The organism is Bifidobacterium sp. LH_416 (genome assembly GCF_056357055.1).
Genome location: NZ_JBKEVJ010000002.1, coordinates 329,775 through 344,308, shown reverse-complemented (window position 1 = coordinate 344,308; position 14,534 = coordinate 329,775). Strand labels below are relative to the sequence as shown.

Here is a 14,534-nt window from a genome sequence, read left to right as displayed (position 1 = left end):
AATTATGGCAGATAATGTGATTGTTCAAGTAACGGTTGATGTGATGACTTGGTATCGGGCCAATAAGGCCATGCTTATGGAAGGCACGACTTTAGAAGGCAAGTTACGAGAGTACATGCACTATCTCGTGAAGCAAGCACTTCGTAATGATGAGATAGATCAGCGGGAAAACAACGATAGTAAGTCTCAAAGTGACGGTGACGATGTTCATGCACCGCGGTTCCGCAAAACCGGCCTGCGCTGCTATGACAGATATGCGCACAGGGTGATTGACACCGGTGAGATTTGGGCTGGTGGTACGCCCGAGGTGGTCGAAGTGCATCCGCTGGAAAGCTACTGGATTGAAGTACGGTTCGATGATGGGCGTCATGGCGTCTTTGACGTGAATCCGTATCTGAAGTGGCCTGCTCTTGCCAAATTAAAGGATGTGGATTTCTTCAACAAGGTGCACGTGGCTGGTGGCACGGCATGCTGGCCTGAAGACATCGATATCGCGCCGGAACGCATATGGACGGATTGCGAGTCCGTTGTTGAGCATTGGACATATCCCGAAGATTGGCCGAAAGTGGGTAGCAAAGGTCCTGATGGTTCTCCGATTGTATTCGTGACAGACAAGGGATTTCCTGTTACGGATAAGTTGGAAGATAAGTGGGCTGAAGAATTTGAGCGTGAGGATTTCCGTTGGGATCCTGATGCTCCAATTTTCATAGGGAATATGATTCCGGATTCCGATCTTGAACGTATGGATCAGGAAGATCGGAAGAAGATGAAGAAGAGAACCGAGGCTGAGATTGAGGAACTGAGGAGACTCTCTTCCCGGTCCGGCGAGGAGTCAGGTTCTCTGCTGAATCAGAATCTTACGAAGTCCCAGCAAATATGCGAGCTCATGATTGCTATGCGCAAACAAGCCGGCATCAGTCTGGAAGAAATGTCGAAACGCACGGGCATCTCCGCTTCAGAATTGTGGAAGGCCGAGGATGGTTCCAGCCGTTCTAGTTTGCTTGATTATTTAGCGGACTACTGCACCGCACTCGGCAAAACGTTCACGATGACCATTACCGATGCCGGAGATGATGCGGCAGAGCGTCGCTAGCGCAAAGAGTATTCTGCTTGGTGGCAATGTGCAGACGAGGGTTTCCTTGCCTGCACATTGCCACCAAGCGTTGCTGGAGCAGTGTGAATCAGCGGCTATGTTGCTTTGTCTCGTTATTGCTGCGTGTCAGCTGATTCACCTATCGAATCGTGGTGTCATGCGGCTGATTCTTGGCTGAATTCGGGTTGTAGCCCAAGTGCAGCATCCGATTTCGTCATTATGTTTGCGGCTCGACGAGGCACCCGCGTACATAGTGACGATTCTGAGCCCAAAACCATCACTATGTATGCAACTGCTTCGTCAGCACGCAAACATAATGATGGTTGCCGATGGAGAAGACTTGGCCGGGAACCGTTTTCACCAGCCCATCAGATCTTCGGACACGCGATCCGGCCTATAACCTTCGCTCTGACCCCAATTCGAGACCAGAGCGGCTTCTATGTTCAGTGTTGTCTTGCTGGACTTGCCGCCGATCATCTGATTCCCCGAGCGCGCAGACGGCTTATGCGACGCCGATGACGCTGGCGAATCGGTTTCAGTCAGCGGATCGTGGTGTCATGCGACCACGCGCGTCGTTCCTTGCTCGGCAGTCCTCGATGGCCTGATGAATCTCTTCGTCTGTGAACTCCATCGCGGCCATGAGATTGACCGTGGCCTGAATTACATCGGCGCACTCGTCAATCAAAGCATGCCTCTGTTCGGCGGTTTGCCCGTGCTTGTTCCAATCCTTGAAGGCTTCCACTGCCTCAGCTGCCTCTTCCAACACTTTGAGCGCCTGAGGCTTGTCTTGATGAAGCAGCTCTTCACGGAACGGCTCCACATCGCCGATATGCAGAATTCTTGTCTTGCTAGTCATGATTATCGTTCCTTTGTTGACTCTTGATGAGAGCAGACTAATGGAGGCTGCGCCATGCTGTCTACGAGCTTGGCGAACCTTGGACATTGCGCACGCCGCAAATCCGCAACCATGCGCGAATATGGCGTTTCATTGGCTGAATCATACTGTTTGAATTGATAGCTTAACGTTTTCAGCAATACCGAACTATCTTCGGCAAGAGAGCATAGGAACATGTCCGCAGTCATAACCTCGTACCCCAGTTCGGCCTGCTGCATATCGTTAAGCCAGCCGTAGAGTTTCTTATCGTTGGTTACTAAGCAACTGCACTCGTTGTGAATCATCGTTGCATGCAAAAACATGTCGCCGTGGTCGGATCCGATGAAACTATCCTGAGCAAAGTGACGGTCCGTGCGCGGAGTAAGCTCTGCAATGCTTTTCAACAATACGGGGAGCGCGATGTTCTCATCCTCCGGTATTTTTCGCAGTCGATTCTTGCCGTACTTTGCCTTTCGCATTCGGCCGAGCACCATTCCAGCTTCGCAGGTGAGATGACGGCTTGTATATGGTTCGAATAAGGCACCTTCGCGGTAGAAGGCGTAAATCCATTTGCGAACAATCGAATTGACAAGAATATTGGTATCAAGCAGTACACGGCGCATATCGTTGCCATGACTACCGTAATCAATCATAATCCCCACCTTTCCAACAGTTCGTCAAGCTCATCCAACGCCTCAACCTTGCTATGCCGCAGTTCATTGTGCAGATGAAGAACCTCGGCTTGAGGGTAGAATTTCTGGCCGTCATTGAGAACGAACGAAACGCCGCGCTCCTGTAATCCGACCCTGATAGTTTCATATTGCAGACCTGTTATCTCTGCGGCATCATCGAGGCTGATGAGGGAAGAGCCATTTGCATTTGAGGGCTTGTTTTCGCGATTTTGGAAGGTCTGATTGCTGTCGCGCCTGCCCTCATTGGTGCTTACCTCAATTGCCTTGATGGCAAAACTGATAATGAGTGCTGCTGAAAATGCGCATAGCAATGAATGTTTCGTCATACTCATAATGACTCGCCCCTTACTGGACTGTCTGCGGTTTCACCGATCACTGCTCCAAAGTGAGCGGCGTTCTTTACGGTATCGAGCTGAATGCGGTAGAGGTCAGCGTTTCGACATAGTGTTTCCACGGCTTGTGCGTAGGAGACAACACGATTCTGTTGCTCCAACGGAAGCGCGGGAATTTTCAGTTGAGCCGGTCGAATACCTCTATTGAACAATATGGACGGCGCTTGATGATTGTTATTCCAAGATCCCTCAATCATCATTGCGACGTATTTCGGATTCCATCGTTCATCTGTCAATCTGACGATGTGCACGTTTCTATATACGCGTCGACCACCGGATTCATCCACTACAGCATGGGGCCGTTCATCGGTGAGAAGCAGAATGTCGTTTTTCGCGGTGGCTATGTTGATTTCCTCAAAGTCTTGTTGCGGACCGACATCACGAAGATGGTGCGTCTTTACATCTTTTGGAATGACTACGTCTTCCGGAAGGTCGGACTGGCTCACCACGTATCCTGGTTTGCGCTCCACGCTGTAATCTCCGTGCTTGATGATGGCAATATCGTTCAACCGGACGTTCTTCACATCACGGCAATCCAGTCCCTCTGCGTCGAATTGTTGCAACGTTTCCAAGGCGGCAGATACGAGAATGCTGGTATTCGCCAGCGATACCTGCTGACGCTTGTACGCAGTTTCAACCTCGGTTGGAGTTTTGCTGTTCTCATCCAGCCACTGGACAGGCAGCAGCGTGACCTGCGGGTCACCCAATAGTTCAATCGAGCGAACGTTGCGGGCTACGAGTGGTCTAACAGGAAGCGGTGAACAGTGCGCGAACCATTTGAGTGCTGTCTCCATCCATTCGATTGGTTGGTCCTGCACTCCATAAGCATCGCTCTCTACTGTCATACTGACCATGCTCACAGTATCGCGATTGCTATTCGGTGCGGACAAGACCCAGATGAACGTGGGAATTGATGTATTGATATACAGATTGGAAGGCAGTGCGATGATTGCTTCCACGCAGCCTGCCGCAACCAATGCGCGGCGAATCTCTGCCTCACGTCCCGTTCTGAACAGCGGGCCGCCAGAAGTAACCACAAATGCTCTGCCATCCGCATTGAGGTGCGCGAGCGCATCCTGCACCCAAGCCAGTGCGGAATCGTTTTTCATCGGTGTTCCGTACATCCATCGTGCATCTATATCGTTGGGTTCCCATCGCAAACCGAACGGAGTTTCCAACAGAACGATGTCCGCTCGCGTGCGAGGGAACGGATCCTGCACGAGACAGTCTTGCGTATGAATATCAAGCGAAGCACCTGTGGTGTCGGCAAGTAGGAAACGACGTGCGGCTATGGCTGATGCGCGAACATTGATATCCGCACAATGGAACTCGACCGTATGCTTGTGGACGCTCTTCTTCTGACCGACTTCGGCAGGTTGTTGCTGCATGTTGGTGTCGTTGTCTGTGATGCCGTCAAATTGAAGCGCACTTTCCAGGATGCCGCATGCAGGGTCATAAACAGTGATGGACTGCTTACCGGACTCATGTTCGGAGATATGCGCGGCGGCGAGTTTGGCCAGCAAAACTGATACTCGCGATTTCGGGCATCCGAATTCCGCGTTCATGCGTCCTTGGCTCAGAATCGTTCGCTCCAGCATCATCGATACCAGATGGTTCATTTTGCTGGTCCCGAGTGAGGAAAGATCATCTGCGAAGTGCAGGAGTTCGGACAATTCGTCGGGTTGCAGCTGGTCTATTTCATAAGGCATGGTGAGAGCCATTCTTAACGCTGCGGCATTGTCGCTGCGTTGGTTGAGCAGGTTGACAATCAATTGTTGACATTTATCTGTATACGATTGCTTGGCGTCTACTGTTGTCAGAAAGCTTTTCCACTCGGATTCCAGATTGAAGCGTTTGCTTGCTGTGCGAATGCAGAGGGACCAAAGCAGCAGCGACATCATTGCCATAGGGTCGGACTGATTGCGCCACCGATCGAAGAACGACCATGCGGCCTGCTCCATGCGTGTGTCTTCAAAAGTGATGCCATTGCTGGTCAGCCATGCCGCTACTTCGTCGTAATCGAACAAGGGGCGACCGTCTTTGGAATCGACAGGTTTGGGGAAATTCTTATTCTCGCGATTGCGCCAATTCGATACGGCGGATGGTCTCACTCCGGCCATGCGTGCGATGTCTGCGGAGCTGAGGGTGTTCGTGTTGATTAGCCAACTTGCAGATTCCCCGTGCTTCATATTCACAGACCTTTCTTTGCGATTATGTTTTGTGTGACCATATTCACAGGAATGATTTTGAGTTTATAGTCACAATGGAAAACTGTCAACTGTGAACACGATTCACAAGTATTTGACCGTGCTGATTCGGCTGGAATGATTGGTCTTGTGCGAGCAATATTGACGGGAATTTTTTTTGTTGCACTTGGCCGCATTGTGCTCAACGGCTGGCATTGCTTCAGTTATGATGTGTACAGCAAGCCGACCGTGATCAACCACAACGGGTCGCAATGGGCCGCAATAACTCGCAATGAGCCGCAATGAAGCAGGGAGCAAACATATGAGCGTGCCGCAAGAAGTATTCGATGTTCTGCATTCTCCGGGAGTGTACTTCTGGGACAGTGAGCTGATGGACGCCCCGCAGCAGGAGCAACGGGATTTGCTCCGCCGCATCAATGCGCTGGCGGCCAATGATCCCGAGAGGGAAGCGCTGCTGCGTTCGTATTTCGCAGAAATGGGTGAGGATACATGGGTTGAGCCGCCGCTGCAGGCCAATTGGGGTTGTTCGACCCACTTGGGCAACCATGTGTACGTGAATTTCAACCTCACGTTGGTCGATGATGGTGAGGTGTTCATCGGTGACTACACGATGATCGGCCCGAACGTTACGTTAATCACCACTGGACACCCGATTCGCCCTGATTTGCGCGAGAAGCTCGCCCAGTTCTCCGAGCCGATTCACATCGGACGCAACGTGTGGATTGGTGCGAACGTCACCGTGTTGCCGGGCGTCACCATTGGAGATAATTCGGTCATTGGCGCATGCAGCGTAGTCACCAAGGACATTCCCGCCAACTCGGTGGCGGTCGGCAGCCCATGCCGCGTGATGCGTGAAATCAACGAGCATGATAACGAGTATTACTGGCGAGACCGTCGTATTCCTGAGGGGATGTAGGTGTGCGGCATTTGACGCGGTTGTAGGACTACCCCTCAGTCGGCTTTGCCGACAGCTCCCCTGACAAGGGGAGCCGAATGAGGTGTGTTTCGCTGTGTTTTCACTGGTGTTGATGCGGTAATTTCAAGGTTGGTTGGACTAACGTAACCAAGTGAAGGCATTCCCTCATCACAAAGGAGTTATGACAATGTCCGAACCAACCATCCCTGCAGAAGGTCGCGTTGCCGTTTTAACGGAGCCCAAGCACATTGATGTGCGCACGCTGCCGCTCCCGGAAATCAATGACGACGAAGTACTCGTCCGCGTTGAAGGCTGCGGCATCTGCGGTACCGACCAATCCGAATATCGTGCCGACCCGTTCGGCTTCGCGCCCATCGTGCTCGGCCACGAAGCAACTGGCGAAGTCGTGAAAATCGGCAAGAACGTCACTGCAGATTATTCCGGCAAACCGCTCAAGGTTGGCGACAAAATCGTCACCGGCCTGCGCCCATGTGGCCATTGCGCCATTTGTAAGCGCCGCGCGGACATGATTCATCTGTGCGAAAACGGTGAGATTCATGGCCTGATGCCCGGCGAAGACCACTTCTTCAATGGATGGTATTCCGATTACATGAAGTGCAATCCCGGTGCGGTGATCTTCAACGTGAACGACATGCCGGATCGCGATCTGCGCATTCTCATCGAGCCGGCCGCCGTGATTGTGCACGCCGTGGAGGAAGCCAAGAAGATTTACGATTTCAAGCATGGCTCCTACGTGCTGGTTCAGGGTTGCGGCCCGATTGGCCTGCTGCTGGTCGCACTGCTCAAGACCTACGGTATTCGCAACATCGTTGCCGTGGACGCCAAGGAAGCACGACTGGAGATGGCCAAGAAGCTCGGCGCCACTGCTACGGTGAACTTCTCCGAATACGATTCAGTGGATGCCGCAGCTGACGCTGTGCGTGCAGCCACGGAAGGTCTGGGTGCCGAGATGGGCTTCCAGTGCACCGGTTCTCCTGCGGCTGCCGCAGCATTGTTCAAGTACATTCGCCGTGGCGGCTCATACTGCGAGGTCGGCTTCTTCACCAACACGGGCGACGCCACCTACAATCCGCATCTGGACGTGTGCCAGAAGGAGATCAAACTCACCGGTTCCTGGACCTATCAGGCGGGCGATTGGCTTGAGGCCCAGGAATTCCTCAAGGAAGCCAAGGACCGTGGTCTGCCCGTTATGGATTTGGTGACCAACGTGTTCCCGCTCGACCAAATCAACGAGGCCATGGAATATGCGCTCAGCATGCAGGGCCTCAAGATTGAGGTTGTGCCCGAACTGTAAGCGCGCTGTGAGCACTCAGTGACTGCGTGGTTCCAACTACCGGATGCGATAGTTGGAACCACGCTGCGTCATGATGAGACCCGCGCGGGTGAGCTTCTTATCCAACGTGTACAACGCGTTGCGAAGCAATCCCTGCTGCTCGAAATACGGGCCGCCGACCAGCCCTACAAGTTCCTTGGTGTTCACGAATTCACCATTGGCTTTGACAAGCGCTTCAAGCAAGCTATATTCCAGCCGTGAAAGTGTAATCGGACTGTGCGTGGACGCATAGTAAGCCTTACGATGCGTGGTATCCAGCGTGAGATTGCCGCGAATAATCATGGTGGGGGAGCCGGCCGCCAGCGCGTTCACGTACGAGAGCAGTTCGGTGTCTGAGAACGGTTTTCTCAGCACGGCATCCGGTTGATTAGTTGCAATGTCTTCCGCAAGAGCCGATTGATCGCTTTCCGATGATGTTGAAGATGTTGAATTAGCGCTATCAAGGTTACTATTCTGCTCAATCGGTGCGTATTCGTGGGGTAGCGCCCGCCACCGATTGCCGTCGCCGATGGTGCGGCTGAGCGGGGTCGTGGCCAACAGCAGAATCTTCAGCGTGGAATCGGCTGCGCGCAGTTTGACGACGAAATCATCATGCTGCGGTTCAACTAGATCTTCGTCGAGCACAATCGCATCATAAGGAACAGCAGGTGTGTTTTCCTGTTCGGATGCGCCGCCCTGCATTGCCTCAATGATTGCTGTCAAGGTGTCTTCCCGAGTGCCGGTCTGGTCGACCTCATGCTGCGCGCCCAGCAATGTGCCGCGAATGGCACGGGCTAGTGGTTCATTCGATGCGGCGACCAGTAACTTCATAAGGCACCTCCTTCTCGCCTAGTGTAGGCCGGGGTGTGACGCAATGGCATTCAACGTGGTGGGGTAACGATAATGCGCGGAGATGATGCTGAGCATCACCGCAAGCAATCCCAGTGCCAGCATTGCGGCGAGCGCCCAGAAGACGGAATCCGATGCATACGAAACCGCCATAAAAAGCAGCATCGGCAGTGAGGAAAGAATCGTCACGCCGCAGAATGAGCTTGCTGTGGCAGCGTGCGAGGCGAGCAGGATCTGCTCTCCGGCGAATGTCACGATGGCTGGAGCGATGATGACGCATATCAAGCTGAGTATCGAGTCATGATTCCAGTGCGTCAATCTTGCCCAAGTCAGGTATCCAAGCACTGATAATGACATGATTTCGGCAAGTAGGGCGGGGAACAGGCTTTTCGCGATGCAATACTGAAGCATTGAACGGCCGGAGTCACGCCAATTCTCCACAGTGCCGTCACGTTCAAGCGCATCTGAAACATCCATGGAATTGGGATTGGCCATCAGCGTGCACAATGCCAGTTCGGTAGCCAGATACCCATACCATGGCGCGAACAGCTGCATCATGGATAGTGCGTCCACTGTGGCCGAATCCTGCGGATCGCTAGCGGAAAGGACGGCAATCAGCATCGGGATAAACAGCCATATTCCTATGCTGAGCGCCACGTATAACGGATTTTTATGAAAGAGCGTCCAATCTTTCCACAGCATTGCCTTCATTGCAGTCTCCTTAATCATTTACCAATGTGATTATTTACCGATTCCGAAATCAACGTTGCTGTGTTCACGACCGAGTGTGGCAGCCGATTTGAAGGCTTCGATATCCGTAAAATCAGTGATACGGCAATCTTTGACAATGTGCTTGCTGTCCAGAATGACCACGCGGTCGGTGACTTCCCAGCAGTAGTCAAGATCATGCGTGATGGTGAGCATTGTTCGACCGTTCGATTTGAGCTGCCGCATCAGATCGATGAGTAGTTGGCGGGTGATTGGATCTACTGCATTGGTGGGCTCGTCCAACAGAATCAGTTGCGGATTGAACAGCATCCCTGCCACAATGCCCGCACGTTTCCTCAACCCGCTAGACAGATCCTTGACCTTCTTATCAAGATGCTCGCCCAGTTCGAATGCCTGAATCATTGGCAACTGGTCAAGATGCTCAAGGTCGAGCGGATGAGGATTATCATGCGTGGCATACAGCATCGAACGGAACTTGAGGTTTTCGCGAACGGTCATCCTAGGAGCGAGGTTGCCGGAATCGCTCAATTGGAACACTTCTCGCATCGAATGGAACACATTCGCGTTGATTGCAGCCGAGCCTTGCTGCGGGCGCAACAGTCCGGTGATGATGTCAAACAATGTGGTTTTGCCCGCGCCGTTGTATCCCAGGACGCCCAGCGACTGGCCTGCGGGCACATCCAGATTGATATGCTCCAGCACTGGCTGATTGCGCTTGTATCCGAACGTCATATCCGTGACGCGGATGGCAAGCGGTTTGGCTGATGATTCGGATTGCTCGGTATTTGCAGTATTTGTATCACTATTGTGCGCGAGCGTGGATGTGGTCATAATCATTGCCTTTCCTTTGACGAATATCGACCAGAGATACAGCGCGAATGCCGTGAACGTTGGTGTGAGCGCAATTACTATTCTCTGCGGTGTGTGCAGCATGGGGCGTAATACCGGGGATACTGTGTACGCGAATGCCGTGAGTAGCAGTCCCAGTGCGGTGATGGGAATAAGCGCATACGCCAACTGTGCGATGAGATAGTCAAGCATCGGTTTGCCGCAAGCGCGCACCATGGCAATAGTGCCGTTGGCAAGATCGCTGCGAATAGCATCCAATGACAATGTGGGTGCCAGGCAGACTGCAAAGGTGACGACGGCGAATTGATACATCGCATTGGCCAGCGCCGTGTTCATATTAAGCAGGGGAATCAATGCGAGACACATCGCCGGCAGGCTCAGCGCAAGCGCGACAAGCGCTAACATGACGATATTGTGGCGAAGCTGCTGCAGATCTTTGTAGAGAATGGCTTTCATGATGTGCCTCGAAACAGGGGGAGAAGTGGCTGTGATTGGGTTGCGATCAGGCTGCGATTGGCGATTTGGGTAGGCTGACGCCAGGCTATGCGTCTGATGGTGATTTTCGAGCAAGCTTTCGCTGACCGTAATCGCCAGGCCCCGTAGCGAAGCCGCTGGCTGGTAGTTAAGAAGCTTCGAAAGCTATTGGCCAGCGACGATTTGGCGTAATGCGGCTACGTGGGATTGGAAGGCCTGCTGGCCTTCGCGGGTGAGTCTGACCCATGTGACCTTGTACGCTTTGCCGCCCTCGCTGGCTTTCTTATCAAGTTGAACGTAATCGTGCTCGGCCAGCGTCTTCAGATGCTTGGAACAGGTGGCGTCGCTGATTTCGAGCGTATCGCGTAGCACGTCGAATCGCATCGTGCCATATGTATCGAGCAGGCCGCAGATGCGCAATCGAATCGGAGCGTGGATGATTCCGTTGAAAATTGGTTCCGGACTATCGGTTGCCATGGTGCACTCCCGGCTCTGAAGATCGTGAAGAGGCGGAGGCAGATGGATTGGGAGCCGTGCGTTGCCGCAATGCGCGGATGAATTCGTCGAACTCCCAGGTTTCCATAACGCCGTTGATTGCCGCGCCGATTATGGTGACCGCTACTGCCGACCACCATGCGTCGCTAGCGAACCCCACGGCAAGAGCCAGAATAGGAGGAATGAAATTGACGAAGAAATGTGCGGCGAGTGCAATCTTGTAGCGGTGGCTTTGCATCACTGGTTTCGGGCCCATCCATTGCGGGGCGATGCCTTGACGCTGACTGTTGAGCATGATGACTGCAGTCAGTAACAACAGGCTTATCGCCAGTAATGCGAACACAAGCCATGCGGAATCCCAAGGCAGATTGAATCGGTTGAACCATACCTGAGGAATCAGCCAATACGTCAATGTAAGCAAGCCATACACGACGGCAATCCAAACGATGGTGGATGTGCGCTTAGTGTTGTAGTCGGATGCGATCTTTGCGCGGTCCGAGTCGAGTGTTTGCAAGGCGTCAAGTGCGTCCGGCGCCTGCTGGTGATTATCGGCAGGTTTGTTGTCAGGCATGTGTTGCCTCTGTTGTACTTCTACCATGATGTCCCCTTCATGCGAACCGCGGTCAGCTGGCATAGCAAAACCTCTTTCCGTTATGGAAAACAATATCACTTTCCATGATGGAAAGAGGTTTGCGTGTCGGGAAATATAGCGCTGGCTCCCCTCAGAGAGGGGAGCCGAGAACACACAATGGGGAATCAGACATACAGAGAAAAACTCAGCCGATGAAGGCGATGGGGGCGGCGAGATCCACGCCGGAGCCGTCGCGTCGCATATCCGGCTTGGGCAGTTCCACAGGAGAGCCGGAAGACGTTGCCGCATTGAGCGGGTAGAGGCCCACCCAAGCCAGAATCAACGTATTCTGACCCTTCAGGAAGCGCTGCGAACGCACGCCACCCGTGGCACGGCCCTTGGTCGGATACATCTCCAACGGAGTCACCTTGGCGGCACCATTCTCGGTGCCGGGCAGAGCATCCTCGTCGCCAGCCACGGTAAGCACCACCGCACCCGATGCCGAGCTCAGACCGTTTTCGCCTTCCTCATACGTCCATGCCACCTTGCCGGCAGGAACCACGTTGAACGCCATCACGCGAGCACCGTCCGCGAGCTTGATGCCAGCCATGCCTCCTGCGGTACGACCCTGCGGGCGCACGTTCTTCGCCTCGAAGGTCAGCAGTGAGGAGTCAGATGAAATGAACACCAGACGGTCATCATCCTCGGCCACGGCGGCGAACACCACCTCGTCGCCTTCCTTGAGGTCGATTACCGGCCAGGAATCCATTGTGGTAGGCGCCTCGCGATTCCAACGCTTGACCACACCATTGCGCGTGCCAATAGCCAGCGAGGGGAGCGGAGCCGGCTCTGCCTTGCTGCCGTCGCTCTTCGGCTGTTCCATGGCGATGGCGGTCACCACATGTTCGCCTGGAATCGGATCAGTGGATTCGGTCATGCCAATCAGCTCGTCCGCCTGGACGCCACCGGTCAAGGTCAGTGTTTCGGAAGCGGGCAGCGCCGGCAAATCAACCACATGCGCCAACACCAGTCGGCCAGCCGACGTGATCAGCGCATATGCAGCCTGCGTGGACGTGGAAAAAATCGTGGTGATCTGATCATTCGGTTCGCGTTTATCGGAAGCGGACCGAGCATGATACACATCCAGTGCGCTCGGCGTGGTGCGAGCAATCAAGCCGGTGGCGCTCATCATCACCACACACGGCTCATCCTCGATCTTCAACGCGCCGGCCAGAACATTCTCCTCACCACTCTTCTTTGCAGCCTTGGTGGCGGCGGCAACATCAGCGGCGGCCGAGGAAATCGTGGCGGCCGACTTCACCGCCTCCAATGCGGACTGAGCCAGAGCAGACGTGCCCGAGCCATGCGCGGCAACCGGGGTCAGCGTGCCATCCGGATCCACGTCCAGCAGCACCGTGCGGCGAGGAGAGCCCCATTTGGCCACAGCCTGGTCCATCTCATCGGTCACCACCTGATCCAATGCCTCGGCGGAGGCGAGAATACGGGTGAGCTCCTCGATGCTCTTCTTCAAATCATCGCGTTCGGCTTCCAGCTCGATGCGATTCATCTTGGTCAGACGGCGAAGACGCAGATCCAGAATGTACTGGGCCTGCACGTCATCCAAATCGAAAACGGCCATCAAACGGGTCTTGGCGGCATCCGCATCATCCGAGGTACGAATCACCTGAATCACCTCGTCGATGTCCAGCATGGCCAGCAACAGACCCTCGACCAAGTGCAGGCGCTCCTGAGCCTTCTTCTTGCGGTACTCGGAGCGACGGCGAATCACCACGCGGCGGTGATCAATCCACACCTGAAGCATTTCCTTCAAACCCATGGTGTGCGGGCGGCCGTTGACCAGCGCCACATTATTCATGGCGAAGTTATCCTGCAGAGGCGTGTGCTTGAACAACTGCACGAGCACGGCATGCGGGTCGAAACCGGTCTTGATCTCAATCACCAAGCGTGTGCCGTTATGACGGTCGGAAAGGTCGAACGCACCGGAAATGCCCTCAAGCTTACGGTTTTTGACGCCATCGGAAATACGTTCGATCACCTTTTCCGGGCCCACCATGTACGGCAGTTCGGTCACCACAATCGCCTGCTTGCGAGCAGTCACATGCTCTACATGCGTGGTGGCGCGCGTGGTCAACGTGCCACGGCCAGTCTCATAGGCCTCGCGTATACCGTCGCGGCCAAGAATCGTGCCGCCAGTAGGCCAATCCGGACCTGGCACATAGCGCATCAATTGCTCCAGCGTGGCCTCCGGATGCGCCATCAGGAACTTGGCTGCATTGACCACTTCGCCCAGATTATGCGTGGCCAGATTCGTGGCCATACCCACGGCAATACCGGAACCGCCGTTGACCAAAAGGTTCGGAATAGCAGCCGGCAGTACGGTCGGTTCCTTCAACTTGTTGTCATAGTTCGGTGTGAAATCAACCGTATCCTCATCGATATCAGCATTCATGCCGAGTGCTGCCGGAGCCAAGCGAGCCTCAGTGTAACGGGAGGCTGCCGGGCCGTCATCCAGCGAACCGAAATTACCGTGGCCATCTACCAACGGCAAACGCATGGCGAACGGCTGTGCCAAACGCACCATAGCCTCATAGATGGCGGAATCACCGTGTGGGTGCAGCTTACCCATCACTTCACCCACCACGCGGGCGGACTTCATATACGGGCGATCCGGGTTCAGATTCATTTCGCCCATTTGGTAGACGATACGACGCTGCACCGGCTTCATGCCGTCGCGCGCATCCGGCAAGGCGCGCGCGTAAATCACCGAATACGCGTATTCGAGGAATGACTTGCTCATTTCCTCGTTCAGCGGCGTCTCGACGATATGCTCCTTGACCTTGCGCGGATCATAGGTTTGCACGCTGGCTTTACGGTGTGATGCCATGAAACTCCCTTTCAAACTCGCACCATATTAGCCGATTCGGTGGAACGGTCCGCTCACAGGGGAGGACAGCTTGATTTGACTGTCGGGTTTCCGTCGCTGACTGTCGGGTTTCCACCACTAACTGTAGGAAATCCGTCACCGACTGTAGGTTTTCG

The 14,534-nt window shown here is 54.1% G+C and carries 13 protein-coding genes; 3 read left to right on the top strand and 10 right to left on the bottom strand.

All coding sequences use genetic code 11. The annotated features are described in order from the left end of the window. The first annotated feature begins 4 nt into the window (after positions 1–4). Positions 5–1,093, top strand: a complete 1,089-nt coding sequence (locus tag AC1AY0_RS06020) for a DUF2442 domain-containing protein (RefSeq protein ID WP_476523248.1) — start codon at positions 5–7, stop codon at positions 1,091–1,093. Positions 1,094–1,628: 535 nt separating this feature from the next. On the opposite strand, the gene AC1AY0_RS06015 is transcribed toward AC1AY0_RS06020, so the two are convergent. Genes AC1AY0_RS06015 through AC1AY0_RS06000 form a run of 4 tightly spaced genes read right to left on the bottom strand, consistent with a single transcriptional unit; the run spans position 1,629 to position 5,078 of the window. Next, entirely contained in the window at positions 1,629–1,949 is a 321-nt protein-coding gene (locus tag AC1AY0_RS06015) for a pyrophosphohydrolase domain-containing protein (RefSeq protein WP_476523249.1), read from the bottom strand. A 2-nt stretch (positions 1,950–1,951) separates the two neighbouring features. Further along, entirely contained in the window at positions 1,952–2,620 is a 669-nt protein-coding gene (locus tag AC1AY0_RS06010) for a PIN domain-containing protein (RefSeq protein ID WP_476523251.1), read from the bottom strand. After that, positions 2,617–2,991, bottom strand: coding sequence for a hypothetical protein (locus AC1AY0_RS06005; RefSeq protein ID WP_476523253.1), 375 nt, complete (start codon positions 2,989–2,991; stop codon positions 2,617–2,619). Before AC1AY0_RS06005 ends, AC1AY0_RS06010 begins: the two co-directional genes overlap by 4 nt. Next, entirely contained in the window at positions 2,988–5,078 is a 2,091-nt protein-coding gene (locus AC1AY0_RS06000; RefSeq protein WP_476526035.1) for an N-6 DNA methylase, read from the bottom strand. The genes AC1AY0_RS06005 and AC1AY0_RS06000 overlap by 4 nt, the downstream gene beginning before the upstream one ends. A gap of 481 nt (positions 5,079–5,559) precedes the next feature. Here AC1AY0_RS06000 and AC1AY0_RS05995 point away from each other — a divergent pair, with 481 nt between their 5' ends. Continuing rightward, positions 5,560–6,174 (top strand): sugar O-acetyltransferase, encoded by a 615-nt coding sequence (locus tag AC1AY0_RS05995; RefSeq protein ID WP_476523254.1) that lies wholly within the window; start codon positions 5,560–5,562, stop codon positions 6,172–6,174. 187 nt (positions 6,175–6,361) lie between these two features. Next, positions 6,362–7,489 carry a zinc-dependent alcohol dehydrogenase gene (locus tag AC1AY0_RS05990; RefSeq protein ID WP_476523255.1) on the top strand — a complete coding sequence of 376 codons (1,128 nt, stop codon included), beginning with the start codon at positions 6,362–6,364 and terminating at the stop codon, positions 7,487–7,489. A gap of 36 nt (positions 7,490–7,525) precedes the next feature. Here the strand turns inward: AC1AY0_RS05990 and AC1AY0_RS05985 are convergent, their stop codons facing one another. The 6 genes from AC1AY0_RS05985 to AC1AY0_RS05960 form a co-directional block, all read right to left on the bottom strand. Continuing rightward, positions 7,526–8,338, bottom strand: coding sequence for a response regulator transcription factor (locus tag AC1AY0_RS05985; protein WP_476523256.1), 813 nt, complete (start codon positions 8,336–8,338; stop codon positions 7,526–7,528). Positions 8,339–8,356: 18 nt separating this feature from the next. Next, positions 8,357–9,067 (bottom strand): hypothetical protein, encoded by a 711-nt coding sequence (locus AC1AY0_RS05980; protein ID WP_476523258.1) that lies wholly within the window; start codon positions 9,065–9,067, stop codon positions 8,357–8,359. 30 nt (positions 9,068–9,097) lie between these two features. Next, positions 9,098–10,390, bottom strand: a complete 1,293-nt coding sequence (locus tag AC1AY0_RS05975) for an ABC transporter ATP-binding protein (protein ID WP_476523259.1) — start codon at positions 10,388–10,390, stop codon at positions 9,098–9,100. 183 nt (positions 10,391–10,573) lie between these two features. After that, positions 10,574–10,885 carry a transcriptional regulator gene (locus AC1AY0_RS05970; RefSeq protein ID WP_476523260.1) on the bottom strand — a complete coding sequence of 104 codons (312 nt, stop codon included), beginning with the start codon at positions 10,883–10,885 and terminating at the stop codon, positions 10,574–10,576. Beyond that, positions 10,872–11,474, bottom strand: coding sequence for a hypothetical protein (locus tag AC1AY0_RS05965; RefSeq protein ID WP_476523262.1), 603 nt, complete (start codon positions 11,472–11,474; stop codon positions 10,872–10,874). The genes AC1AY0_RS05970 and AC1AY0_RS05965 overlap by 14 nt, the downstream gene beginning before the upstream one ends. Positions 11,475–11,679: 205 nt before the next feature. Further along, the gene (locus tag AC1AY0_RS05960) at positions 11,680–14,379 is read right to left on the bottom strand and encodes a DNA gyrase/topoisomerase IV subunit A (protein ID WP_476523263.1); all 2,700 of its coding nucleotides are present in this window, start codon (positions 14,377–14,379) and stop codon (positions 11,680–11,682) included. Positions 14,380–14,534 lie beyond the last annotated feature (155 nt).